The sequence below is a fragment of the Pseudomonas bijieensis genome (assembly GCF_013347965.1).
In the GTDB taxonomy this organism is placed as follows: Bacteria; Pseudomonadota; Gammaproteobacteria; order Pseudomonadales; family Pseudomonadaceae; genus Aquipseudomonas; species Aquipseudomonas bijieensis.
Genome location: NZ_CP048810.1, coordinates 4,869,768 through 4,896,162 on the forward strand (window position 1 = coordinate 4,869,768; position 26,395 = coordinate 4,896,162).

Annotated in this window: 16 protein-coding genes, 6 tRNA genes and 3 rRNA genes; all 25 read left to right on the forward strand. The window is 54.9% G+C overall.

Annotation, left to right across the window (positions count from 1 at the left end):
* Window positions 1–527: 527 nt before the first annotated feature.
* The 25 genes from GN234_RS21330 to tuf (GN234_RS21450) all read left to right on the forward strand — a co-directional run bounded on the left by GN234_RS21330 (window position 528) and on the right by tuf (GN234_RS21450) (window position 26,307).
* Window positions 528–2,058, forward strand: a 16S ribosomal RNA gene (locus tag GN234_RS21330).
* 123 nt (window positions 2,059–2,181) lie between these two features.
* A tRNA-Ile gene (locus tag GN234_RS21335) sits at window positions 2,182–2,258 on the forward strand.
* Between the two features lie 10 nt (window positions 2,259–2,268).
* Window positions 2,269–2,344, forward strand: a tRNA-Ala gene (locus GN234_RS21340).
* A gap of 242 nt (window positions 2,345–2,586) precedes the next feature.
* A 23S ribosomal RNA gene (locus GN234_RS21345) occupies window positions 2,587–5,471 on the forward strand.
* 171 nt (window positions 5,472–5,642) lie between these two features.
* Window positions 5,643–5,758 (forward strand): 5S ribosomal RNA (rrf, locus tag GN234_RS21350).
* Together the 16S, 23S and 5S rRNA genes with 2 tRNA genes alongside form the textbook arrangement of a ribosomal RNA operon.
* Before the next feature lie 133 nt (window positions 5,759–5,891).
* Complete coding sequence (gene birA, locus GN234_RS21355; RefSeq protein ID WP_025569668.1) at window positions 5,892–6,848, forward strand: bifunctional biotin--[acetyl-CoA-carboxylase] ligase/biotin operon repressor BirA; 957 nt, start codon at window positions 5,892–5,894, stop codon at window positions 6,846–6,848.
* Complete coding sequence (locus GN234_RS21360) at window positions 6,838–7,587, forward strand: pantothenate kinase (RefSeq protein ID WP_176689033.1); 750 nt, start codon at window positions 6,838–6,840, stop codon at window positions 7,585–7,587. The genes birA and GN234_RS21360 overlap by 11 nt, the downstream gene beginning before the upstream one ends.
* 7 nt (window positions 7,588–7,594) lie before the next feature.
* Window positions 7,595–8,050: a hypothetical protein gene (locus tag GN234_RS21365; protein WP_109756662.1), complete on the forward strand. Its 456-nt coding sequence runs from the start codon at window positions 7,595–7,597 to the stop codon at window positions 8,048–8,050.
* Between the two features lie 142 nt (window positions 8,051–8,192).
* Window positions 8,193–8,277 (forward strand) — tRNA-Tyr (locus tag GN234_RS21370).
* Between the two features lie 24 nt (window positions 8,278–8,301).
* Window positions 8,302–8,375, forward strand: a tRNA-Gly gene (locus GN234_RS21375).
* Window positions 8,376–8,401: 26 nt separating this feature from the next.
* Window positions 8,402–8,477: transfer RNA gene (locus GN234_RS21380), tRNA-Thr, on the forward strand.
* 84 nt (window positions 8,478–8,561) lie between these two features.
* Window positions 8,562–9,755, forward strand: coding sequence for an elongation factor Tu (tuf, locus tag GN234_RS21385; protein WP_003186103.1), 1,194 nt, complete (start codon window positions 8,562–8,564; stop codon window positions 9,753–9,755).
* Between the two features lie 53 nt (window positions 9,756–9,808).
* Window positions 9,809–9,884: transfer RNA gene (locus tag GN234_RS21390), tRNA-Trp, on the forward strand.
* Between the two features lie 45 nt (window positions 9,885–9,929).
* The gene (gene secE, locus GN234_RS21395; RefSeq protein ID WP_003206102.1) at window positions 9,930–10,298 is read left to right on the forward strand and encodes a preprotein translocase subunit SecE; all 369 of its coding nucleotides are present in this window, start codon (window positions 9,930–9,932) and stop codon (window positions 10,296–10,298) included.
* 9 nt (window positions 10,299–10,307) lie between these two features.
* Window positions 10,308–10,841 carry a transcription termination/antitermination protein NusG gene (gene nusG, locus GN234_RS21400; protein WP_010443972.1) on the forward strand — a complete coding sequence of 178 codons (534 nt, stop codon included), beginning with the start codon at window positions 10,308–10,310 and terminating at the stop codon, window positions 10,839–10,841.
* A 117-nt stretch (window positions 10,842–10,958) separates the two neighbouring features.
* Complete coding sequence (rplK, locus tag GN234_RS21405; RefSeq protein ID WP_003176435.1) at window positions 10,959–11,390, forward strand: 50S ribosomal protein L11; 432 nt, start codon at window positions 10,959–10,961, stop codon at window positions 11,388–11,390.
* A complete protein-coding gene (rplA, locus tag GN234_RS21410) occupies window positions 11,390–12,085 on the forward strand; it encodes a 50S ribosomal protein L1 (RefSeq protein WP_003186095.1) in 696 nt (231 codons plus the stop codon). Before rplK ends, rplA begins: the two co-directional genes overlap by 1 nt.
* A gap of 198 nt (window positions 12,086–12,283) precedes the next feature.
* Complete coding sequence (gene rplJ / locus GN234_RS21415; protein WP_003206099.1) at window positions 12,284–12,784, forward strand: 50S ribosomal protein L10; 501 nt, start codon at window positions 12,284–12,286, stop codon at window positions 12,782–12,784.
* Between the two features lie 78 nt (window positions 12,785–12,862).
* The gene (rplL, locus tag GN234_RS21420) at window positions 12,863–13,228 is read left to right on the forward strand and encodes a 50S ribosomal protein L7/L12 (protein ID WP_007970414.1); all 366 of its coding nucleotides are present in this window, start codon (window positions 12,863–12,865) and stop codon (window positions 13,226–13,228) included.
* Window positions 13,229–13,448: 220 nt separating this feature from the next.
* Window positions 13,449–17,522 (forward strand): DNA-directed RNA polymerase subunit beta, encoded by a 4,074-nt coding sequence (rpoB, locus tag GN234_RS21425; RefSeq protein ID WP_109756660.1) that lies wholly within the window; start codon window positions 13,449–13,451, stop codon window positions 17,520–17,522.
* 63 nt (window positions 17,523–17,585) lie between these two features.
* Window positions 17,586–21,785: a DNA-directed RNA polymerase subunit beta' gene (rpoC, locus tag GN234_RS21430; RefSeq protein WP_109756659.1), complete on the forward strand. Its 4,200-nt coding sequence runs from the start codon at window positions 17,586–17,588 to the stop codon at window positions 21,783–21,785.
* Window positions 21,786–22,001: 216 nt separating this feature from the next.
* Entirely contained in the window at window positions 22,002–22,373 is a 372-nt protein-coding gene (rpsL, locus tag GN234_RS21435) for a 30S ribosomal protein S12 (RefSeq protein ID WP_003186084.1), read from the forward strand.
* Between the two features lie 102 nt (window positions 22,374–22,475).
* The gene (rpsG, locus tag GN234_RS21440; RefSeq protein ID WP_003186074.1) at window positions 22,476–22,946 is read left to right on the forward strand and encodes a 30S ribosomal protein S7; all 471 of its coding nucleotides are present in this window, start codon (window positions 22,476–22,478) and stop codon (window positions 22,944–22,946) included.
* Between the two features lie 30 nt (window positions 22,947–22,976).
* Entirely contained in the window at window positions 22,977–25,082 is a 2,106-nt protein-coding gene (gene fusA / locus GN234_RS21445) for an elongation factor G (protein ID WP_109756658.1), read from the forward strand.
* A gap of 31 nt (window positions 25,083–25,113) precedes the next feature.
* Window positions 25,114–26,307 (forward strand): elongation factor Tu, encoded by a 1,194-nt coding sequence (tuf, locus tag GN234_RS21450; RefSeq protein WP_003186103.1) that lies wholly within the window; start codon window positions 25,114–25,116, stop codon window positions 26,305–26,307.
* Window positions 26,308–26,395: the final 88 nt, after the last annotated feature.

Sequence of the window (26,395 nt, forward strand, 5' to 3'; positions counted from 1 at the left end):
AAATTCTGGACGTCTATAATTCGCCCCACTTCTGGCGCAGTAGAAACGGAAAACTCCTTGAGATTCAATGAGTTAAGTAGGTTTCGAAGGGGTCGGGCTTCAGCTCATCGAAGCCAGGAAGTAGCTGATAAGGCTGTGTGGGTTTGGTCTTTTCAGCGGTTCGATCTTCTCGGTCGAAAGCGGTGAAAAAGAGGTGTTGACAGCAGCGAGTAACGCTGTAGAATTCGCCTCCCGCTAACGAGAGATCGGAAGCGCAAGTGGTTGAAGTTGAAAAGGAAACTTTGAAAACTTCTGAAAATAACCGCTTGACAGATACACCGGGCGCTGTAGAATGCGCGCCTCGGTTGAGACGAAAGCTCTTAACCAACCGCTCTTTAACAACTGAATCAAGCAATTCGTGTGGGTGCTTGTGAAGTCAGACTGCTAGTCAACAGATTATCAGCATCACAAGTTACTCCGCGAGAAATCAAAGATGTAACCAACGATTGCTGAGCCAAGTTTAGGGTTTTCAAAACCCAAAGATGTTTGAACTGAAGAGTTTGATCATGGCTCAGATTGAACGCTGGCGGCAGGCCTAACACATGCAAGTCGAGCGGTAGAGAGGTGCTTGCACCTCTTGAGAGCGGCGGACGGGTGAGTAATGCCTAGGAATCTGCCTGGTAGTGGGGATAACGCTCGGAAACGGACGCTAATACCGCATACGTCCTACGGGAGAAAGCAGGGGACCTTCGGGCCTTGCGCTATCAGATGAGCCTAGGTCGGATTAGCTAGTTGGTGAGGTAATGGCTCACCAAGGCGACGATCCGTAACTGGTCTGAGAGGATGATCAGTCACACTGGAACTGAGACACGGTCCAGACTCCTACGGAGGCAGCAGTGGGAATATTGGACAATGGGCGAAAGCCTGATCCAGCCATGCCGCGTGTGTGAAGAAGGTCTTCGGATTGTAAAGCACTTTAAGTTGGGAGGAAGGGCATTAACCTAATACGTTAGTGTTTTGACGTTACCGACAGAATAAGCACCGGCTAACTCTGTGCCAGCAGCCGCGGTAATACAGAGGGTGCAAGCGTTAATCGGAATTACTGGGCGTAAAGCGCGCGTAGGTGGTTCGTTAAGTTGGATGTGAGCCCCGGGCTCAACCTGGGAACTGCATTCAAAACTGTCGAGCTAGAGTATGGTAGAGGGTGGTGGAATTTCCTGTGTAGCGGTGAAATGCGTAGATATAGGAAGGAACACCAGTGGCGAAGGCGACCACCTGGACTGATACTGACACTGAGGTGCGAAAGCGTGGGGAGCAAACAGGATTAGATACCCTGGTAGTCCACGCCGTAAACGATGTCAACTAGCCGTTGGGAGCCTTGAGCTCTTAGTGGCGCAGCTAACGCATTAAGTTGACCGCCTGGGGAGTACGGCCGCAAGGTTAAAACTCAAATGAATTGACGGGGCCCGCACAAGCGGTGGAGCATGTGGTTTAATTCGAAGCAACGCGAAGAACCTTACCAGGCCTTGACATCCAATGAACTTTCCAGAGATGGATTGGTGCCTTCGGGAACATTGAGACAGGTGCTGCATGGCTGTCGTCAGCTCGTGTCGTGAGATGTTGGGTTAAGTCCCGTAACGAGCGCAACCCTTGTCCTTAGTTACCAGCACGTTATGGTGGGCACTCTAAGGAGACTGCCGGTGACAAACCGGAGGAAGGTGGGGATGACGTCAAGTCATCATGGCCCTTACGGCCTGGGCTACACACGTGCTACAATGGTCGGTACAGAGGGTTGCCAAGCCGCGAGGTGGAGCTAATCCCACAAAACCGATCGTAGTCCGGATCGCAGTCTGCAACTCGACTGCGTGAAGTCGGAATCGCTAGTAATCGCGAATCAGAATGTCGCGGTGAATACGTTCCCGGGCCTTGTACACACCGCCCGTCACACCATGGGAGTGGGTTGCACCAGAAGTAGCTAGTCTAACCTTCGGGGGGACGGTTACCACGGTGTGATTCATGACTGGGGTGAAGTCGTAACAAGGTAGCCGTAGGGGAACCTGCGGCTGGATCACCTCCTTAATCGACGACCGCAGCTGCTTCATGAGCTCCCACACGAATTGCTTGATTCATTGAAGAAGACGATAGAAGCAGCTTTAAGCTCCAAGCTGATAGCTCATAGCTAACAGTTACAAGCTCGAAATTGGGTCTGTAGCTCAGTTGGTTAGAGCGCACCCCTGATAAGGGTGAGGTCGGCAGTTCGAATCTGCCCAGACCCACCAATTTTGTAATGGGGCCATAGCTCAGCTGGGAGAGCGCCTGCCTTGCACGCAGGAGGTCAGCGGTTCGATCCCGCTTGGCTCCACCATAAACTGCTTCTGAAAGCTTAGAAATGAGCATTCCATCAAGGTGATGGTGAATGTTGATTTCTAGTCTTTTGATTAGATCGTTCTTTAAAAATTTGGGTATGTGATAGAAAGATAGACTGAACGTTGCTTTCACTGGCAACGGCTCAGGCTAAGGTAAAATTTGTGAGTTGCTCTCATGAGCAAGATCGAATTTTCGGCGAATGTCGTCTTCACAGTATAACCAGATTGCTTGGGGTTATATGGTCAAGTGAAGAAGCGCATACGGTGGATGCCTTGGCAGTCAGAGGCGATGAAAGACGTGGTAGCCTGCGAAAAGCTTCGGGAGTCGGCAAACAGACTTTGATCCGGAGATGTCTGAATGGGGGAACCCAGCCATCATAAGATGGTTATCTTGTACTGAATACATAGGTGCAAGAGGCGAACCAGGGGAACTGAAACATCTAAGTACCCTGAGGAAAAGAAATCAACCGAGATTCCCTTAGTAGTGGCGAGCGAACGGGGACTAGCCCTAAGCTTCTTTGATTTTAGCGGAACGCTCTGGAAAGTGCGGCCATAGTGGGTGATAGCCCTGTACGCGAAAGGATCTTAGAAGTGAAATCGAGTAGGACGGAGCACGAGAAACTTTGTCTGAATATGGGGGGACCATCCTCCAAGGCTAAATACTACTGACTGACCGATAGTGAACTAGTACCGTGAGGGAAAGGCGAAAAGAACCCCGGAGAGGAGTGAAATAGATCCTGAAACCGTATGCGTACAAGCAGTGGGAGCCCACTTTGTTGGGTGACTGCGTACCTTTGTATAATGGGTCAGCGACTTATTTTCAGTGGCGAGCTTAACCGAATAGGGGAGGCGTAGCGAAAGCGAGTCTTAATAGGGCGTCTAGTCGCTGGGAATAGACCCGAAACCGGGCGATCTATCCATGGGCAGGTTGAAGGTTAGGTAACACTGACTGGAGGACCGAACCGACTACCGTTGAAAAGTTAGCGGATGACCTGTGGATCGGAGTGAAAGGCTAATCAAGCTCGGAGATAGCTGGTTCTCCTCGAAAGCTATTTAGGTAGCGCCTCATGTATCACTGTAGGGGGTAGAGCACTGTTTCGGCTAGGGGGTCATCCCGACTTACCAAACCGATGCAAACTCCGAATACCTACAAGTGCCGAGCATGGGAGACACACGGCGGGTGCTAACGTCCGTCGTGAAAAGGGAAACAACCCAGACCGTCAGCTAAGGTCCCAAAGTTATGGTTAAGTGGGAAACGATGTGGGAAGGCTTAGACAGCTAGGAGGTTGGCTTAGAAGCAGCCACCCTTTAAAGAAAGCGTAATAGCTCACTAGTCGAGTCGGCCTGCGCGGAAGATGTAACGGGGCTCAAACCATACACCGAAGCTACGGGTATCACGCAAGTGATGCGGTAGAGGAGCGTTCTGTAAGCCTGTGAAGGTGAGTTGAGAAGCTTGCTGGAGGTATCAGAAGTGCGAATGCTGACATGAGTAACGACAATGGTGTGAAAACACCCACGCCGAAAGACCAAGGTTTCCTGCGCAACGTTAATCGACGCAGGGTTAGTCGGTCCCTAAGGCGAGGCTGAAAAGCGTAGTCGATGGAAAACAGGTTAATATTCCTGTACTTCTGGTTATTGCGATGGAGGGACGGAGAAGGCTAGGCCAGCTTGGCGTTGGTTGTCCAAGTTTAAGGTGGTAGGCTGGAATCTTAGGTAAATCCGGGATTCTAAGGCCGAGAGCTGATGACGAGTTACCCTTTGGGTGACGAAGTGGTTGATGCCATGCTTCCAAGAAAAGCTTCTAAGCTTCAGGTAACCAGGAACCGTACCCCAAACCGACACAGGTGGTTGGGTAGAGAATACCAAGGCGCTTGAGAGAACTCGGGTGAAGGAACTAGGCAAAATGGCACCGTAACTTCGGGAGAAGGTGCGCCGGTGAGGGTGAAGCACTTGCTGCGTAAGCCCACGCCGGTCGAAGATACCAGGCCGCTGCGACTGTTTATTAAAAACACAGCACTCTGCAAACACGAAAGTGGACGTATAGGGTGTGACGCCTGCCCGGTGCCGGAAGGTTAATTGATGGGGTTAGCTAACGCGAAGCTCTTGATCGAAGCCCCGGTAAACGGCGGCCGTAACTATAACGGTCCTAAGGTAGCGAAATTCCTTGTCGGGTAAGTTCCGACCTGCACGAATGGCGTAACGATGGCGGCGCTGTCTCCACCCGAGACTCAGTGAAATTGAAATCGCTGTGAAGATGCAGTGTATCCGCGGCTAGACGGAAAGACCCCGTGAACCTTTACTATAGCTTTGCACTGGACTTTGAATTTGCTTGTGTAGGATAGGTGGGAGGCTTTGAAGCGTGGACGCCAGTTCGCGTGGAGCCATCCTTGAAATACCACCCTGGCAACTTTGAGGTTCTAACTCAGGTCCGTTATCCGGATCGAGGACAGTGTATGGTGGGTAGTTTGACTGGGGCGGTCTCCTCCTAAAGAGTAACGGAGGAGTACGAAGGTGCGCTCAGACCGGTCGGAAATCGGTCGTAGAGTATAAAGGCAAAAGCGCGCTTGACTGCGAGACAGACACGTCGAGCAGGTACGAAAGTAGGTCTTAGTGATCCGGTGGTTCTGTATGGAAGGGCCATCGCTCAACGGATAAAAGGTACTCCGGGGATAACAGGCTGATACCGCCCAAGAGTTCATATCGACGGCGGTGTTTGGCACCTCGATGTCGGCTCATCACATCCTGGGGCTGAAGCCGGTCCCAAGGGTATGGCTGTTCGCCATTTAAAGTGGTACGCGAGCTGGGTTTAGAACGTCGTGAGACAGTTCGGTCCCTATCTGCCGTGGACGTTTGAGATTTGAGAGGGGCTGCTCCTAGTACGAGAGGACCGGAGTGGACGAACCTCTGGTGTTCCGGTTGTCACGCCAGTGGCATTGCCGGGTAGCTATGTTCGGAAAAGATAACCGCTGAAAGCATCTAAGCGGGAAACTTGCCTCAAGATGAGATCTCACTGGGACCTTGAGTCCCCTGAAGGGCCGTCGAAGACTACGACGTTGATAGGCAGGGTGTGTAAGCGCTGTGAGGCGTTGAGCTAACCTGTACTAATTGCCCGTGAGGCTTGACCATATAACACCCAAGCAATTTGTATCCTCCAAGCCAAAGGCAAAGAGACCAGATTGCGGTGTGTGAAGACGACACGAACCGAAAGTTCGCATCGCTCACGAACGCAACACACAAATCTATCGCATACCCATTCGCTGGTACGTGACCGCAAGGCACGCACCGGCTACCGAATTTCTTGACGACCATAGAGCATTGGAACCACCTGATCCCATCCCGAACTCAGAAGTGAAACGATGCATCGCCGATGGTAGTGTGGGGTTTCCCCATGTGAGAGTAGGTCATCGTCAAGATTAAATTCCGAAACCCCTATCTGCTGACGCAGGTAGGGGTTTTGTTTTGCCCGCAGGAAAGTCATTTTGTGTTTCTATGCAACGGTCTTGCGCATAGCTATCATGCGGGCCTCATTATCAGGGCTCAGTCCGCATGCTCACGTTGCTAAAACTTCTGAAGGATGGTCGCTTTCATTCAGGGCAGGCGCTGGGTGCTGCGTTGGGTATCAGTCGTAGTGCTGTATGGAAGCAATTGCAGCACTTGGAGGCAGAATTAGGGCTGTCTGTTCATAAGGTTCGAGGTAGGGGGTATCAGTTGGCCAAGCCCCTGTTGCTTCTGGATGCCGCTGAGATCTGTGCAAAAGGTCTTCAGGAGTGGCCTGTCCATATCTTTGACTCTATCGACTCTACTAACGCCGAGGCGCTGCGTTTCATCGAGCGCGGGGTGGCGGCGCCATTCATGGTTTTGGCGGAACGACAGATGGCTGGCCGTGGTCGTCGTGGTCGTAAGTGGGTCAGCCCATTTGCCGAAAATCTCTACCACAGCCTGGTGTTACGCATTGACGGCGGCATGCGCCAGATCGAAGGGCTAAGCCTGGTCGTCGGACTTGCTGTCATGCACGCCCTGCGCGATATGGGCATCGCCGAGGCGGGGCTGAAATGGCCCAATGATGTCCTGGTGGGAGAGAAGAAGATCGCTGGCATTTTGCTTGAATTGGTGGGGGATCCTGCGGACGTTTGCCATGTTGTCCTGGGCGTGGGGATAAATGTGAATATGCAATCGACCGATGAGGTCGACCAGCAATGGACGTCCATGTGTCTTGAAGCGAGAAGGGATTTTGATCGAAATGAGTTGGTGGCACGATTGGGTGCGACGCTTCAGCACTATCTAAGGCTTCATCATGCGTCGGGATTTTCCGCAATACAGTCGGAGTGGGAGCAATACCATCTTTGGCAGGGGCGGGCTGTATCCCTGATTGCTGGTGTTAACAAAATTGACGGTATTGTGCTGGGTATCGATCACCAGGGTGCGTTGCGTTTGAAGGTAGAGGGTGTGGAAAAAAACTTTAGCGGTGGTGAGCTCAGTCTGAGGTTGCGTAATGATTCTTGAGCTTGACTGCGGCAATAGCTTTATCAAATGGCGTGTTCTTCAGGCTGACGGAGTGACGCCGGTCGAAGGTGGTGTGGTCAGCTCTGACAGCGATCTGTTGGCAAGTTTGAGCAATGCCGACAAGTTCCAGCTCAAGAAATGCCGTCTCGTTAGTGTGAGAACCCTGGAGGAGACAGACTCCTTGGTCGCCTCTTTGGTGGATGTGTTTGGGCTGTCGGTGGCGCGTGCTGTGCCTGCCCGGGAAATGGCCGGGGTAAGAAATGGCTACGAGGATTACGAGCGGTTGGGGCTCGATCGGTGGCTGGCCCTGCTTGGTGGGTTCCGTCTCGCTTCGGGCGCGTGCCTGGTGCTTGATTTTGGTACTGCCATTACCGCTGATTTTGTGGCGGCGGACGGTGAACATCTCGGTGGATTTATTTGCCCAGGCATGCCCCTGATGCGTAACCAATTGCGTACCCATACGCGAAGAATTCGCTATGACGATATAGCGGCGGAGCGAGCCCATGAGAGTCTCGCTCCAGGTCGTACGACTGTCGAGGCGGTTGAACGTGGTTGCATGCTGATGCTCCGAGGGTTTGTCCTGACTCAACTTGAATTGGCACGGCAGTATTGGGGAAAGGATTTCGTGGTGTTTCTCACCGGAGGGGACGCCAATCTGGTCTCGGGGGTTGTTCCTGATGCCAGGGTAGTGCCCGACCTGGTTTTTGTCGGTTTGGCGATGGCCTGTCCTTTGTCTTGAGGTTTCTATGCGGTGGCTGTTCCTGTTGTTGCTGGTTTTGAATGTCTTCTATTACATCTGGCATCAGCAGGAGGCCCCGCTTCGTGCCAAGGATGTGACTCCGCTGAGTTTGTACCGCGGCTCGCAGCAGGATATTCATCTTTTGAGCGAAACGGCGGATGCACTGGTCAGGCGTGACTTGGGTAAATCGAGTGAAGCGCAAAAAAACTGTGTTTACCTGGGTGGTTTCATTCGTCCGGAGCTGACCAGGCAGTTGGAGCTGCGTTTGGCTGCCTTGGGCGTCGTAGGTCGTCCTGCTGCATCGAGCTCGCCGAATCTCCCTGAGGGTGGGGGATTCTGGATTCAGGTTTCCCAGGAAAGCGCAGGGAAGGTGAATGAATCGTTGCTTCAAAACCTTTCTAAAGAATTCAATGAGTTAAAACATAAAATAATGCCATGCGAAGGGGTTGCACCCGCAGGGTAGTTTGCATAGAATGGCGCCCGCTTCGCAGCGAAGACCTTTAAAGGTAAGCGATACGAAGCGACGTCAACGCAGCTAACCTCAGGTTTTTAATGAGAAAATGCTTGACAGAAGGCTGGCATGATATAGAATGCCGGCTCGCTTAGGAGGGGTTCCCGAGCGGCCAAAGGGATCAGACTGTAAATCTGACGTCTACGACTTCGAAGGTTCGAATCCTTCCCCCTCCACCATTTTTAGCGTGAGCTGCAAGCTCCGCGGGTATAGTTTAGTGGTAGAACCTCAGCCTTCCAAGCTGATGATGCGGGTTCGATTCCCGCTACCCGCTCCAAGTTTGCAGATTGTGCAAAGTGTTTCGCTCTTGTAGCTCAGTTGGTAGAGCACACCCTTGGTAAGGGTGAGGTCAGCGGTTCAAATCCGCTCAAGAGCTCCATATTACAAGGCAGATATGAAAATATCTGCCTTTGTTTTAATGGCTTGTGTGACTCGCTAAATTCTTCTCCTGGGGGTGATTTCGATGGCTAAGGAAAAGTTCGAACGTAATAAGCCGCACGTCAACGTCGGTACCATTGGTCACGTTGACCACGGTAAAACCACGCTGACCGCTGCTCTGACTCGTGTCTGCTCCGAAGTTTTCGGTTCGGCCAAGGTTGACTTCGACAAGATCGACAGCGCCCCGGAAGAGAAAGCTCGTGGTATCACCATCAACACCGCTCACGTTGAATACGATTCGGCCGTGCGTCACTACGCACACGTTGACTGCCCAGGTCACGCCGACTACGTAAAAAACATGATCACCGGTGCTGCCCAGATGGACGGCGCGATCCTGGTTTGCTCGGCCGCTGATGGTCCGATGCCACAAACCCGTGAGCACATCCTGCTGTCCCGTCAGGTAGGCGTTCCGTACATCGTTGTCTTCCTGAACAAGGCTGACATGGTTGACGACGCTGAGCTGCTGGAACTGGTTGAGATGGAAGTGCGCGACCTGCTGAGCACTTACGACTTCCCAGGTGATGACACTCCGATCATCATCGGTTCGGCTCTGATGGCTCTGAACGGCCAAGACGACAACGAAATGGGCACCACTGCTGTCAAGAAGCTGGTGGAAACTCTGGACAGCTACATCCCAGAGCCAGAGCGTGCTATCGACAAGCCGTTCCTGATGCCAATCGAAGACGTATTCTCGATCTCCGGTCGCGGTACTGTTGTGACTGGTCGTGTTGAGCGTGGCATCGTCCGTATCCAGGAAGAAGTTGAGATCGTCGGTCTGCGCGACACTCAGAAAACCACCTGCACCGGCGTTGAAATGTTCCGCAAGCTGCTCGACGAAGGTCGTGCTGGCGAGAACTGCGGCGTGCTGCTGCGCGGCACCAAGCGTGACGACGTTGAGCGTGGCCAGGTTCTGGTCAAGCCAGGTACCGTCAAGCCGCACACCAAGTTCACCGCAGAAGTTTACGTTCTGAGCAAGGAAGAAGGCGGTCGTCACACTCCGTTCTTCAAAGGCTACCGTCCACAGTTCTACTTCCGTACTACTGACGTGACTGGTAACTGCGAGCTGCCAGAAGGCGTTGAAATGGTAATGCCAGGTGACAACATTCAGATGACTGTTACCCTGATCAAGACCATCGCGATGGAAGACGGTCTGCGTTTCGCTATCCGTGAAGGCGGTCGTACCGTCGGCGCCGGCGTCGTAGCCAAAGTCATCGAGTAAACAGTTGTAATGTCTTTTTCGGGCCGGCATAATGGTCGGCCTGATTTTGTTTTAGGTCAGTAGCTCAATTGGCAGAGCGACGGTCTCCAAAACCGTAGGTTGGGGGTTCGATTCCCTCCTGACCTGCCAGATTCACTCAGTGTGTCTGGCTTTCTTTTCACAGGATCTTCATAGATGACTCCTAAAGCTGAAGCTCAAGGCTCTCGCTTCGATCTGCTCAAGTGGCTAGTGGTAGTCGCTTTGGTGGTTATTGGCGTTGTTGGCAATCAGTATTATTCTGCTTCGCCGATCCTGTACCGCGTACTTGCATTGCTCGCCATTGCTGCTGTTGCTGCCTTTGTAGGCCTGCAGACAGCCAAGGGCAAGTCTTTCTTTGTACTCGCTAAGGAAGCTCGCACCGAGATTCGTAAAGTCGTATGGCCGACTCGCCAAGAAACCACGCAGACCACGTTGATCGTTGTGGCTGTTGTTCTGGTAATGGCGTTGCTGTTGTGGGGGCTTGATTCCCTGCTCGGCTGGCTTGTTTCCTTGATTGTTGGCTAAGGGTGTCCCGTGGCTAAGCGTTGGTACGTTGTGCATGCTTACTCGGGTTACGAGAAGCATGTCATGCGCTCGCTGATAGAGCGCGTAAAGCTGGCTGGCATGGAAGATGGCTTTGGCGAGATTCTGGTCCCCACTGAAGAAGTGGTTGAAATGCGTAATGGCCAGAAGCGCAAAAGTGAACGAAAGTTCTTTCCAGGCTACGTGCTGGTGCAGATGGATATGAACGAAGGGACTTGGCACTTGGTCAAGGATACCCCTCGGGTGATGGGCTTCATTGGCGGTACCGCCGACAAGCCTGCGCCGATCACGGATAAAGAGGCGGAAGCGATTCTGCGTCGCGTCGCTGATGGTAGCGACAAGCCGAAGCCGAAGACATTGTTTGAGCCAGGTGAGGTTGTACGCGTCACCGACGGTCCATTCGCTGATTTCAATGGCACGGTTGAAGAAGTTAACTACGAAAAGAGCCGGATCCAAGTGGCAGTGCTCATTTTCGGTCGCTCTACTCCGGTAGAGCTAGAGTTCAGTCAGGTCGAAAAGGTCTGATTGAGCAGGCATCCCAACCCCGCAGCCCAAGGCTGTGGGGTTTTGTCGTCACTGGGATAAACGCGCAAGTAACCGGGGAGCCTTTCGAGGCGTTCGAACCCGTAATTGGAGTGCCTCATGGCCAAGAAAATTACCGCTTACATCAAGCTGCAAGTGAAGGCCGCTCAGGCTAACCCAAGCCCACCCGTTGGTCCTGCTCTGGGTCAGCACGGCGTGAACATCATGGAATTCTGCAAGGCCTTCAACGCCCGTACTCAGGGTCTTGAGCCAGGTCTGCCGACTCCAGTGATCATCACTGTCTACAGCGACCGTAGCTTCACCTTCGAAACAAAAAGCACCCCAGCTTCGGTTCTGCTGAAGAAGGCTGCAGGTTTGACCAGCGGTTCCGCTCGTCCAAACACCGTTAAGGTTGGCACCGTTACCCGTGCTCAGCTGGAAGAAATCGCGAAAACCAAAAACGCGGATCTGACTGCAGCTGATATGGATGCAGCCGTGCGTACTATCGCCGGTTCTGCTCGTAGCATGGGCCTTAACGTGGAGGGTGTGTAATGGCTAAGCTGACCAAGCGTCAAAAGGCTATCGCCGGCAAAATCGAAGCAGGCAAGGCCTACAACTTTGTAGACGCCGCCGCTCTGCTGGCTGAGCTGTCGACTGTCAAGTTCAGCGAGTCGTTCGACGTTGCTGTAAACCTGGGCGTTGACCCACGTAAATCCGACCAGGTCGTTCGTAGCGCTACCGTGCTGCCACACGGCACTGGCAAGACCGTTCGTGTAGCTGTCTTCACCCAGGGCCCAGCAGCTGAAGCTGCTCTGGCTGCTGGTGCTGATCGCGTTGGCATGGACGATCTGGCTGCTGAAATGAAGGGCGGCGACCTGAACTATGACGTAGTGATCGCATCCCCGGATGCCATGCGCGTTGTAGGCCAGTTGGGTCAGATCCTCGGTCCACGTGGTCTGATGCCTAACCCTAAAGTCGGCACCGTAACGCCAGACGTAGCCACCGCGGTTAAAAACGCCAAGGCTGGTCAGGTTCGTTATCGCACCGACAAAAACGGCATCATCCACACTTCCGTTGGCAAGATCGGCTTCGACGCCGTCAAGCTGAAGGAAAACGTTGAAGCCCTGATCGCTGATCTGAAGCGTATCAAGCCAGCCTCTTCGAAAGGTATCTACGTCAAGCGCGTTACCCTGAGCACCACTATGGGCCCAGGTCTGGTCATCGATCAGAGCTCGCTCGACGCGTAAGACTCAGGTTGGCGCAAGTAATTGCGCCAATCAAAAAATTGGGGTCCCTGCCTGGCGGGGGCTGTCCAAGACCGTAGGCGACGCAAGTCTTAAACCACAAGCCTACGCAGATGGTGCTCCCGGTTCCTTACCGAATCAGACACCAAAACGACATTCGGTTTCGACCGAATGAAACGGTAACAAGCAGGAGTTAAACCCGTGGCAATTAAACTCGAAGACAAGAAGGCCATCGTCGCTGAAGTCAACGAGGCTGCCAAAGCTGCTCTGTCCGCTGTCGTGGCTGATGCCCGTGGCGTAACAGTAGGCGCTATGACCGGACTCCGTAAAGAGGCCCGTGAAGCTGGCGTTTACGTACGTGTTGTACGTAACACCCTGCTCAAGCGCGCTGTTGCTGACACTGAATACAGTGTCCTCAACGACGTGTTCACCGGCCCGACCTTGATCGCGTTCTCCACCCAACATCCTGGCGCTGCTGCCCGTTTGTTCAAGGAATTCGCCAAAGGTCAGGACAAGTTCGAGATTAAGGCAGCTGCGTTCGAGGGCAAGTTCCTCGCAGCTAACCAGATCGACGTACTGGCAACTCTGCCGACCCGTGACGAAGCAATTTCCCAGCTGATGAGCGTGATTCAAGGCGCAACCAGCAAATTGGCTCGTACTCTGGCGGCACTGCGCGACCAGAAAGAAGCTGCCGCAGCCTAAGGCTCGACACTCCTTTTCGCGTTTTTTGTTTATTTCGATGGTCGCGTAGGCCGTCCCCCAATCCAGGAATTTAGAGTCATGTCTATCTCTCAAAACGATATCCTCGAAGCCGTTGGCAACATGTCCGTAATGGAAGTTGTTGAGCTGATCAAAGCTTTCGAAGAAAAATTCGGCGTTACCGCTGCCGCTGCTTCCGCTGGTCCAGCTGTTGCTGCTGCCGTTGCTGAAGAGCAAACCGAATTCAACGTCATGCTGACCGAAGCTGGCGAGAAGAAAGTAAACGTGATCAAGGCAGTACGTGAACTGACCGGTCTGGGCCTGAAAGAAGCCAAGGCTGTAGTTGACGGCGCTCCTGCCATGGTTCTGGAAGCTGTTGCCAAAGACGCAGCTGACAAAGCCAAGGCCGCTCTGGAAGAAGCAGGCGCTAAAGTCGAGCTGAAGTAAGCATCGACTTTGCGTCTCCAGCCCGAGCGTTAAGCGACAGGCTGATGGCTGGTGGCTCTTGCCACCGGCCTTTTTCCGTTATTGGCAGCCGACTGGGTCGGTGCCGATAGCGAGCTGTAACCACCCGATGTGGTGGCGCAAACCATGGGGTTTGCACGATTTTCTGGCTGCTCCCGTCGGGAGGGGCCAAACAAGCAGGTGACCAAGCTGGGGAACGCTGATGGCTTACTCATATACTGAGAAAAAACGTATCCGCAAGGACTTTAGCAAGTTGCCGGACGTCATGGATGTGCCGTACCTCCTGGCCATCCAGCTGGATTCGTATCGTGAATTCTTGCAAGCGGGAGCGACTAAAGATCAGTTCCGCGACGTGGGCCTGCATGCGGCCTTCAAATCCGTTTTCCCGATCATCAGCTACTCCGGCAATGCTGCGCTGGAGTACGTCGGTTATCGCCTGGGCGAACCGGCATTTGATGTCAAAGAATGCGTATTGCGCGGTGTTACTTACGCCGTACCTTTGCGGGTAAAAGTGCGCCTGATCATTTTCGACAAAGAATCGTCGAACAAAGCGATCAAGGACATCAAAGAGCAAGAAGTCTACATGGGTGAAATCCCCCTGATGACTGAGAACGGTACCTTCGTAATCAACGGTACCGAGCGTGTAATCGTTTCCCAGCTGCACCGTTCTCCAGGCGTGTTCTTCGACCACGACCGTGGCAAGACGCACAGCTCCGGCAAACTGCTGTACTCCGCGCGCATCATTCCTTACCGCGGTTCGTGGCTGGACTTCGAGTTCGACCCGAAAGACTGCGTATTCGTGCGTATCGACCGTCGTCGCAAGCTGCCTGCATCGGTACTGCTGCGCGCGCTCGGCTATACCACCGAAGAAGTGCTGGACGCGTTCTACACCACCAACGTCTTCCACGTGCAAGGTGAAAACCTCAGCCTGGAACTGGTGCCTCAGCGCCTGCGCGGTGAAATCGCTGTCCTCGATATCCAGGATGACAAAGGCAAGGTTATTGTCGAGCAGGGTCGCCGTATCACCGCTCGCCACATCAACCAGCTGGAAAAAGCCGGGATCAAAGAGCTGCAGGTGCCGATCGACTACGTCCTGGGTCGCACCACGGCCAAGGTCATCGTGCATCCGGCCACTGGCGAAATCCTGGCAGAGTGCAATACCGAGCTGACCACCGAGATCCTGGCGAAAATCGCCAAGGCCCAGGTCGTTCGTATCGAAACGTTGTACACCAACGACATCGACTGCGGTCCGTTCATCTCCGACACGCTGAAGATCGACTCCACCGGCAACCAGCTGGAAGCCCTGGTCGAAATCTATCGCATGATGCGTCCTGGCGAGCCGCCAACCAAGGATGCAGCCGAGACCCTTTTCAACAACCTGTTCTTCAGCCCTGAGCGCTATGACCTGTCTGCGGTCGGCCGGATGAAGTTCAACCGTCGTATCGGTCGTACCGAGATCGAAGGTTCGGGTGTTCTGAACAAGGACGACATCGTTGCGGTCCTCAAGACCCTGGTCGACATCCGTAACGGCAAAGGCATCGTCGATGACATCGACCACCTGGGTAACCGTCGTGTTCGCTGTGTAGGCGAAATGGCCGAGAACCAGTTCCGTGTTGGCCTGGTGCGCGTAGAGCGTGCGGTCAAGGAACGCCTGTCGATGGCTGAAAGCGAAGGCCTGATGCCGCAAGACCTGATCAACGCCAAGCCTGTGGCTGCGGCGGTGAAAGAGTTCTTCGGTTCGAGCCAGCTGTCCCAGTTCATGGACCAGAACAACCCGCTGTCCGAGATCACCCACAAGCGTCGTGTTTCCGCACTGGGCCCAGGCGGTCTGACCCGTGAGCGTGCAGGCTTCGAAGTTCGTGACGTGCACCCGACGCACTACGGTCGTGTATGCCCGATCGAAACGCCGGAAGGTCCGAACATCGGTCTGATCAACTCCCTGGCTGCCTATGCGCGCACCAACCAGTACGGTTTCCTCGAGAGCCCGTATCGTGTGGTGAAAGACGCCCTGGTCACCGACGAGATCGTGTTCCTGTCCGCCATCGAAGAAGCCGATCACGTGATCGCCCAGGCTTCGGCCACGATGAACGACAAGAAAGTCCTGACCGATGAATTGGTAGCTGTTCGTCACCTGAACGAGTTCACCGTCAAGGCGCCGGAAGACGTCACCTTGATGGACGTATCGCCGAAGCAGGTAGTTTCGGTTGCAGCGTCGCTGATCCCGTTCCTCGAGCACGACGACGCCAACCGTGCGTTGATGGGTTCGAACATGCAGCGTCAAGCTGTACCGACCCTGCGTGCCGACAAGCCGCTGGTAGGTACCGGCATGGAGCGTAACGTTGCCCGTGACTCCGGCGTTTGCGTCGTGGCTCGTCGTGGTGGCGTGATCGACTCCGTCGACGCCAGCCGTATCGTGGTTCGTGTTGCCGATGACGAAGTTGAAACTGGCGAAGCCGGTGTCGACATCTACAACCTGACCAAATACACCCGCTCCAACCAGAACACCTGCATCAACCAGCGTCCGCTGGTAAGCAAGGGTGATCGGGTTCAGCGTAGCGACATCATGGCCGACGGTCCGTCCACCGATATGGGTGAACTGGCGTTGGGTCAGAACATGCGCATCGCGTTCATGGCATGGAACGGCTTCAACTTCGAAGACTCCATCTGCCTGTCCGAGCGTGTGGTCCAGGAAGACCGTTTCACCACGATCCACATCCAGGAACTGACCTGTGTGGCCCGTGACACCAAGCTTGGCCCAGAGGAAATCACTGCGGACATCCCGAACGTGGGTGAAGCTGCACTGAACAAACTGGACGAAGCCGGTATCGTTTACGTAGGTGCTGAAGTAGGCGCAGGCGACATCCTGGTGGGCAAGGTCACTCCGAAAGGCGAGACCCAGCTGACTCCGGAAGAAAAACTGCTGCGTGCCATTTTCGGTGAAAAAGCCAGCGACGTTAAAGACACCTCCCTGCGCGTGCCTACTGGCACCAAGGGTACCGTCATCGACGTACAGGTCTTCACCCGTGACGGCGTCGAGCGTGATGCTCGTGCACTGTCGATCGAGAAGACTCAACTCGACGAGATCCGCAAGGACCTGAACGAAGAGTTCCGTATCGTCGAAGGCGCAACTTTCGAGCGTCTGCGTTCCGCCCTGGTCGGCCACAAAGCCGAAGGCGGCGCCGGCCTGAAGAAAGGTCAGGAAATCACCGACGAAGTCCTCGACGGTCTTGAGCATGGCCAGTGGTTCAAACTGCGCATGGCTGAAGATGCTCTGAACGAGCAGCTCGAGAAGGCCCAGGCCTATATCGTTGATCGCCGCCGTCTGCTGGACGACAAGTTCGAAGACAAGAAGCGCAAACTGCAGCAGGGCGATGACCTGGCTCCAGGCGTGCTGAAAATCGTCAAGGTTTACCTGGCAATCCGTCGTCGCATCCAGCCGGGCGACAAGATGGCCGGTCGTCACGGTAACAAGGGTGTGGTCTCTGTGATCATGCCGGTTGAAGACATGCCGCACGATGCCAATGGCACCCCGGTCGACGTGGTCCTCAACCCATTGGGCGTACCTTCGCGTATGAACGTCGGTCAGATCCTTGAAACCCACCTGGGCCTCGCGGCCAAGGGCTTGGGCGAGAAGATCAACCGTATGATCGAAGAGCAGCGCAAGGTTGCTGACCTGCGTAAGTTCCTGCACGAGATCTACAACGAGATCGGCGGCCGCAACGAAGAGCTGGACACCTTCTCCGACCAGGAAATCCTGGATCTGGCGAAGAACCTGCGCGGTGGCGTTCCAATGGCTACTCCGGTGTTCGACGGTGCCAAGGAAAGCGAAATCAAGGCCATGCTGAAACTGGCAGACCTGCCGGAAAGCGGCCAGATGCAGCTGTTCGACGGCCGTACCGGCAACAAGTTCGAGCGCCCGGTTACCGTTGGCTACATGTACATGCTGAAGCTGAACCACTTGGTGGACGACAAGATGCACGCTCGTTCTACCGGTTCTTACAGCCTGGTTACCCAGCAACCGCTGGGTGGTAAGGCGCAGTTCGGTGGTCAGCGTTTCGGGGAGATGGAGGTCTGGGCACTGGAAGCGTACGGTGCTGCATACACTCTGCAAGAAATGCTCACAGTGAAGTCGGACGATGTGAACGGCCGGACCAAGATGTACAAAAACATCGTGGACGGCGATCACCGTATGGAGCCGGGCATGCCCGAGTCTTTCAACGTGTTGATCAAGGAAATTCGTTCCCTCGGCATCGATATCGATCTGGAAACCGAATAACACGTGACGCGAATCGAGAGCGGGGCTGTTTGCCCGCTCTCTGCTCCGCCAGGAGGAAAGGCCTTGAAAGACCTACTGAATTTGCTGAAAAACCAGGGTCAAGTCGAAGAGTTCGACGCTATCCGTATTGGATTGGCCTCGCCTGAGATGATCCGTTCGTGGTCGTTCGGTGAAGTTAAAAAGCCGGAAACCATCAACTACCGTACGTTCAAACCTGAGCGTGACGGCCTGTTCTGCGCCAAGATCTTTGGCCCGGTAAAGGATTACGAGTGCCTGTGCGGTAAGTACAAGCGCTTGAAGCATCGTGGTGTGATCTGCGAGAAGTGCGGCGTTGAAGTTGCGCTGGCAAAAGTTCGTCGTGAGCGCATGGCGCACATCGAACTGGCCTCGCCAGTTGCCCACATATGGTTCCTGAAATCGCTGCCGTCCCGTATCGGCCTGCTGATGGACATGACCCTGCGCGATATCGAACGTGTTCTCTACTTCGAGAGCTATGTCGTTATCGATCCAGGCATGACCACCCTTGAAAAAGGTCAGCTGCTCAACGACGAGCAGTACTTCGAAGCGCTGGAAGAGTTCGGCGACGATTTCGATGCCCGCATGGGTGCCGAAGCTGTCCGCGAACTGCTGCACGCTATCGACCTGGAACACGAGATTGGCCGCCTGCGCGAAGAAATTCCGCAAACCAACTCCGAAACCAAGATCAAGAAGCTGTCCAAGCGTCTGAAGTTGATGGAAGCCTTCCAGGGCTCCGGCAACCTGCCAGAGTGGATGGTGCTGACCGTTCTGCCGGTTCTGCCGCCAGACCTGCGTCCACTGGTTCCGCTCGATGGCGGTCGTTTCGCGACTTCCGACCTCAACGATCTGTATCGTCGAGTGATCAACCGTAACAACCGCTTGAAGCGCCTGCTCGATCTGTCCGCTCCGGACATCATCGTGCGCAACGAAAAGCGTATGTTGCAGGAAGCGGTCGACGCACTGCTCGACAACGGTCGTCGTGGCCGCGCTATCACCGGTTCCAACAAGCGTCCTCTGAAATCCCTGGCTGACATGATCAAGGGTAAGCAGGGTCGTTTCCGTCAGAACTTGCTCGGTAAGCGTGTTGACTACTCCGGTCGTTCGGTAATTACCGTAGGCCCGACCCTGCGTCTGCACCAGTGCGGTCTGCCTAAGAAAATGGCTCTGGAACTGTTCAAGCCGTTCATTTTCGGCAAGCTGGAAATGCGTGGTCTGGCGACCACCATCAAAGCGGCCAAGAAAATGGTCGAGCGCGAGCTGCCAGAGGTCTGGGACGTTCTCGCTGAAGTGATTCGCGAACACCCAGTGCTGCTCAACCGTGCACCGACCCTTCACCGTCTGGGTATCCAGGCGTTTGAACCGGTACTGATCGAAGGTAAGGCTATCCAGCTGCACCCGCTGGTCTGTGCTGCGTACAACGCCGACTTCGACGGCGACCAAATGGCCGTGCACGTACCGCTGACACTGGAAGCCCAGCTGGAAGCTCGTGCGTTGATGATGTCGACCAACAACATCCTGTCGCCAGCCAACGGTGAGCCAATCATCGTTCCGTCGCAGGACGTTGTATTGGGTCTGTACTACATGACTCGTGAAGCGATCAACGCCAAGGGCGAAGGTCGCGTGTTCGCGGATCTGCAGGAAGTTGACCGTGTGTTCCGTGCTGGCGAAGCCGCACTGCATGCCAAGGTCAAGGTGCGGATCACCGAAACCGTCAACGATCGTGATGGCGGCAGTGTGACCAACACTCGTATCGTCGACACCACTGTCGGCCGTGCGCTGTTGTTCCAGGTTGTGCCAAAAGGTCTGTCGTACGACGTCGTCAACCTGCCGATGAAGAAGAAGGCGATCTCCAAGCTGATCAACCAGTGCTACCGCGTGGTTGGTCTGAAAGAGACCGTGATCTTCGCTGACCAGTTGATGTACACCGGTTTTGCCTATTCGACCATTTCCGGCGTTTCCATCGGTGTTAACGACTTCGTTATCCCGGATGAAAAAGCCCGCATCATCGGTGCTGCCACCGAAGAAGTGAAAGAGATCGAAAGTCAGTACGCCTCCGGCCTGGTAACCCAGGGCGAGAAGTACAACAAGGTGATCGACCTCTGGTCCAAGGCGAACGACGAAGTATCCAAGGCGATGATGGCCAACCTCTCGAAAGAGAAAGTCATCGACCGTCATGGCAACGAAGTCGACCAGGAATCCTTCAACTCGATGTACATGATGGCCGACTCGGGCGCACGGGGTTCTGCTGCGCAGATCCGTCAGCTCGCCGGTATGCGTGGCCTGATGGCCAAGCCGGACGGCTCCATCATCGAGACCCCGATTACCGCGAACTTCCGTGAAGGTTTGAGCGTACTCCAGTACTTCATCTCCACTCACGGTGCTCGTAAGGGTCTTGCGGATACCGCGTTGAAAACGGCGAACTCCGGTTACCTGACTCGTCGTCTGGTAGACGTTGCCCAGGATCTGGTCGTGACCGAGATCGATTGCGGCACCGAACATGGCCTGGTAATGACTCCGCACATTGAAGGCGGTGACGTTGTAGAGCCGTTGGGTGAGCGCGTATTGGGTCGTGTCATCGCCCGTGACGTATTCAAGCCTGGCACCGAGGACGTGATTGTTCCTGCCGGTACCCTGGTTGACGAGAAGTGGGTCGAGTTCATCGAGCTCAACAGCATCGACGAAGTGATCGTACGTTCGCCGATCAGCTGCGAAACCCGCTACGGCATCTGCGCCAAGTGCTACGGTCGCGACCTGGCTCGTGGTCACCAGGTGAACATCGGTGAAGCGGTCGGCGTTATCGCTGCCCAGTCCATCGGTGAGCCGGGTACCCAGCTGACGATGCGTACGTTCCACATCGGTGGTGCTGCAAGCCGGACCTCCGCGGCCGACAGCGTCCAGGTGAAGAATGGCGGTACTGTCCGTCTGCACAACCTCAAGCACGTAGAGCGCGTGGACGGTCACCTGGTGGCAGTATCGCGTTCCGGTGAGCTGGCGATCGCTGACGACTTCGGTCGTGAGCGCGAGCGTTACAAGCTGCCTTACGGTGCTGTGATTTCGGTCAAGGAAGGTGACAAGGTCGACGCTGGCGCAATCGTGGCCAAGTGGGACCCGCACACCCACCCGATCGTGACCGAGATGAAAGGTACCGTGACCTACGTGGGCATGGAAGAAGGCATCACGATCAAGCGTCAGACTGACGAATTGACCGGTATGACCAACATTGAAGTACTCGATGCAAAAGATCGTCCAGCTGCCGGCAAGGACATCCGTCCAGCCGTGAAGATGGTCGACGACAACGGCAAGGATCTGTTGCTGCCAGGCACTGACGTAATCGCTCAGTACTTCCTGCCAGCCAACGCCCTGGTCGGTGTTGCGGACGGTGCGCGGATCGCGATCGGTGATGTTATCGCCCGTATCCCGCAGGAAACTTCGAAAACCCGCGACATCACCGGTGGTCTGCCGCGTGTTGCCGACTTGTTCGAAGCCCGTCGTCCGAAAGAAGCCTCGATTCTGGCTGAAGTCAGCGGCACCATCGCGTTCGGTAAAGAGACCAAGGGCAAGCGCCGCCTGGTCATTACCCCGAACGACGGTAGCGATCCGTACGAAGAGCTGATTCCGAAGTGGCGTCACCTGAACGTCTTCGAAGGCGAACAGGTAAACCGCGGCGAAGTTATCTCCGACGGCCCGAGCGATCCACACGACATCCTGCGTCTGCTGGGTGTGAGTGCGCTGGCCAAGTACATCGTGAACGAGATCCAGGACGTTTACCGTCTGCAAGGCGTGAAGATCAACGACAAGCACATCGAGACCATCCTGCGTCAGATGCTGCGTAAGGTCGAGATCGCTGAATCCGGCGACTCGAGTTTCATCAAGGGCGACCAGATGGAACTGACTCACGTGCTGGTGGAAAACGAGCGCCTGGCGACCGAAGACAAGTTCGTCTCCAAGTTCACTCGCGTGCTGCTGGGTATCACCAAGGCGTCGTTGTCCACCGAATCGTTCATCTCGGCGGCTTCCTTCCAGGAAACCACCCGCGTACTGACCGAAGCGGCGGTAACCGGCAAGCGCGATTACCTGCGCGGCCTGAAAGAAAACGTGGTTGTGGGTCGTCTGATCCCGGCCGGTACCGGTTTGGCCTATCACAGCGAGCGCAAGCGTCGCCGTGATGCTGACAAGCCGTTGCGCGTAAGCGCCAGTGAAGTGGAAGCTGCACTGACCGAAGCACTGAACTCGAGTGGTAACTGAGTTCTGCGGTAATTGAGTGCCTGGCCCTGGTCACCCCGTTCGGCGGATCGAGACAAATTGTCGAGATCCGGCGGGCGGGGAGGTCGGGGCCTTGCCTTGACTGGGGACAAGATCCTCTTTAGACTCTTGATCCCCTAAATTTGGCGGGAATTCGTTCCTGCCATTTTGCTTTTCTTGTAAGACAATAGCGTCGCAAGACAACAGTGGAGCTAGTAGATGGCAACTATCAACCAGCTGGTACGTCAGCCGCGTAAGCGTATCGTCGAGAAATCCGACGTACCTGCGCTGCAGAACTGCCCGCAACGTCGTGGCGTATGCACCCGTGTGTATACCACTACGCCGAAAAAACCTAACTCGGCACTGCGTAAAGTATGCCGTGTGCGTCTGACCAACGGTTTCGAGGTTTCCTCGTACATCGGCGGTGAAGGCCACAACCTGCAAGAACACAGCGTGGTACTGATCCGCGGCGGTCGTGTAAAAGACTTGCCAGGTGTTCGTTACCACACCGTTCGCGGCTCTTTGGATACCTCCGGCGTTAAAGGTCGTAACCAAGGTCGTTCGAAGTACGGTACCAAGCGTCCGAAATAATCGGCCGTTTTGCAGTTTTTAATTTTATTGAGTCGATAAGAGTAAGGTCGGGCACGCATCTGCTGTCCCGGGCTAACCTGAAGACCGTTTGAGGGCTTATCAATGCCAAGACGTCGCGTAGCAGCCAAACGTGAGATTCTGGACGATCCGAAATACGGAAGCCAGATTCTCGCCAAGTTCATGAACCACGTAATGGAAAGCGGCAAGAAAGCCGTTGCCGAGCGTATTGTTTATGGCGCACTGGACAAAGTTAAGGAACGCAAGAACAGCGATCCCCTGGAAATCTTCGAGAAAGCTCTCGACGCCATCGCTCCGCTGGTCGAAGTGAAGTCGCGCCGTGTAGGCGGTGCTACTTACCAGGTTCCGGTCGAAGTTCGTCCGTCCCGTCGTAACGCCCTGGCAATGCGCTGGTTGGTAGACTTCGCCCGCAAGCGCGGCGAGAAGTCCATGGCTCTGCGTTTGGCTGGCGAACTGTTGGACGCTGCTGAAGGTAAAGGTGCTGCAGTTAAGAAGCGTGAAGACGTGCACCGTATGGCTGAAGCCAACAAGGCTTTCTCGCACTACCGCTTCTAATTTTAGCGTCACTCAATTTGCGAGGGCTTTATGGCTCGTACTACACCGATTAACCGCTACCGTAACATCGGTATCGTTGCTCACGTGGATGCTGGTAAAACCACCACCACCGAGCGCGTCCTTTTTTACACTGGCAAAAGTCACAAGATGGGCGAGGTGCATGATGGCGCCGCGACCACCGACTGGATGGTCCAGGAGCAGGAGCGTGGTATTACCATTACTTCTGCTGCCATCACCGCCTTCTGGAAGGGTTCCGAGAAGCAGTACCCGCACGAGCATCGCTTCAACGTTATCGATACCCCGGGCCACGTAGACTTCACCATTGAAGTTGAACGTTCCCTGCGTGTACTCGACGGCGCTGTCGTTGTGTTCTGCGGTACTTCGGGTGTTGAGCCTCAGTCGGAAACCGTATGGCGTCAGGCCAACAAATACGGTGTCCCGCGTCTTGTTTACGTAAACAAGATGGACCGTGCTGGTGCCAACTTCCTGCGCGTGATCGGTCAGATCAAGCAGCGTCTGGGTCACACTCCGGTGCCTATCCAGCTGGCTATCGGTTCCGAAGACAACTTCCAGGGTCAGATCGATCTGATCAACATGCAAGCGGTCTACTGGAACGACTCTGACAAAGGTATGGTCCCTGTTCGCAAGGATATTCCTGCTGAGTTGCTGGAAGAAGCCGAGAAGTGGCGTGGCAACATGGTTGAGGCTGCGGCCGAAGCCAACGAAGAGCTGATGAACAAGTACCTCGAGGGTGAAGAACTCACCAACGAGGAAATCAAGGCTGCTCTGCGTCAGCGTACCATCGCTGGTGAGATCGTCCTGGCTGTTTGCGGTTCTTCCTTCAAGAACAAGGGCGTTCCCCTGGTTCTCGACGCCGTTATCGACTTCCTGCCTGCTCCTACCGACATTCCTGCTATCAAGGGTTCCAACCCTGATAACGAGGAAGAGGAAATGGAGCGTCACGCAAGCGACGACGAGCCGTTCGCGGCCTTGGCGTTCAAGATCGCTACCGACCCATTCGTGGGTACCTTGACCTTTGTTCGAGTTTACTCGGGCGTGTTGGCTTCCGGCGACGGCGTGATCAACTCGGTAAAAGGCAAGAAAGAGCGTGTGGGTCGTATGGTGCAAATGCACGCAAACGCCCGCGAAGAAATCAAGGAAGTGCGCGCTGGCGACATCGCGGCCTTGATCGGCATGAAGGATGTCACCACTGGTGAAACCTTGTGCAACGCTGACAAGCCAATCATCCTGGTTCGCATGGACTTCCCGGAGCCGGTTATTTCGGTTGCCGTTGAGCCTAAGACCAAGGATGACCAGGAAAAAATGGGTATCGCTCTGGGCAAGCTCGCTCAGGAAGACCCGTCTTTCCGCGTCAAGACTGATGAAGAGACCGGTCAAACGATCATCTCCGGCATGGGCGAGTTGCACCTGGACATCCTGGTTGACCGGATGCGCCGTGAGTTCAACGTCGAAGCCAACATTGGTAAGCCTCAGGTTTCCTATCGTGAGCGCATCACGAAGAGCTGCGAAATCGAAGGCAAGTTCGTTCGCCAGTCCGGTGGTCGTGGCCAGTTCGGTCATTGCTGGATTCGTTTTGCACCAGCTGACGAAGGTCAGGAAGGTCTGCAATTCTTGAACGAAGTCGTAGGTGGTGTGGTTCCTAAGGAATACATCCCGGCGATCCAGAAGGGTATCGAAGAGCAGATGAAGAACGGCGTTGTCGCCGGCTATCCGCTGATCGGCCTGAAGGCGACCGTGTTCGATGGTTCTTACCATGACGTCGACTCCAACGAGATGGCGTTTAAGGTGGCTGCCTCCATGGCAACCAAGCAACTGGCCCAGAAGGGCGGTGGTGAGTTGCTTGAGCCGATCATGGCGGTAGAGGTCGTTACGCCTGAAGACTACATGGGTGATGTCATGGGCGACCTTAACCGTCGTCGTGGCATGATTCTGGGTATGGAAGATACGGTTTCCGGCAAGGTGATTCGTGCCGAGGTTCCGTTGGGTGAAATGTTCGGTTACGCAACCGACGTTCGTTCCATGTCTCAGGGTCGCGCAAGCTACTCTATGGAATTCAAAAAATACAATACAGCTCCGTCGCATATCGTCGAGACTGTTACCAAAAAGCAAGGCTGATTCAGCCCCTTTAAGCTAGGAGTTAATTGTCGTGGCTAAAGAAAAATTTGAACGGAACAAACCGCACGTCAACGTTGGCACCATCGGTCACGTTGACCACGGTAAAACCACGCTGACCGCTGCTCTGACCCGTGTCTGCTCCGAAGTTTTCGGTTCGGCCAAGGTTGACTTCGACAAGATCGACAGCGCCCCGGAAGAGAAAGCTCGTGGTATCACCATCAACACCGCTCACGTTGAATACGATTCGGCCGTGCGTCACTACGCACACGTTGACTGCCCAGGTCACGCCGACTACGTAAAAAACATGATCACCGGTGCTGCCCAGATGGACGGCGCGATCCTGGTTTGCTCGGCCGCTGATGGTCCGATGCCGCAAACCCGTGAGCACATCCTGCTGTCCCGTCAGGTAGGCGTTCCGTACATCGTTGTCTTCCTGAACAAGGCTGACATGGTTGACGACGCTGAGCTGCTGGAACTGGTTGAGATGGAAGTGCGCGACCTGCTGAGCACTTACGACTTCCCAGGTGATGACACTCCGATCATCATCGGTTCGGCTCTGATGGCTCTGAACGGCCAAGACGACAACGAAATGGGCACCACTGCTGTCAAGAAGCTGGTGGAAACTCTGGACAGCTACATCCCAGAGCCAGAGCGTGCTATCGACAAGCCGTTCCTGATGCCAATCGAAGACGTATTCTCGATCTCCGGTCGCGGTACTGTTGTGACTGGTCGTGTTGAGCGTGGCATCGTCCGTATCCAGGAAGAAGTTGAGATCGTCGGTCTGCGCGACACTCAGAAAACTACCTGCACCGGCGTTGAAATGTTCCGCAAGCTGCTCGACGAAGGTCGTGCTGGCGAGAACTGCGGCGTGCTGCTGCGCGGCACCAAGCGTGACGACGTTGAGCGTGGCCAGGTTCTGGTCAAGCCAGGCACCGTCAAGCCGCACACCAAGTTCACCGCAGAAGTTTACGTTCTGAGCAAGGAAGAAGGCGGTCGTCACACTCCGTTCTTCAAAGGCTACCGTCCACAGTTCTACTTCCGTACTACTGACGTGACTGGTAACTGCGAGCTGCCAGAAGGCGTTGAAATGGTAATGCCAGGTGACAACATTCAGATGACTGTTACCCTGATCAAGACCATCGCGATGGAAGACGGTCTGCGTTTCGCTATCCGTGAAGGCGGTCGTACCGTCGGCGCCGGCGTCGTAGCCAAAGTCATCGAGTAAGTCTCTAATATAGAGTCAGCTTGATGAGTTGAAAAAGCCCCCGCTTAGCGGGGGCCTTTTTATTGGGTTGACACCTATCAGGGGCGTC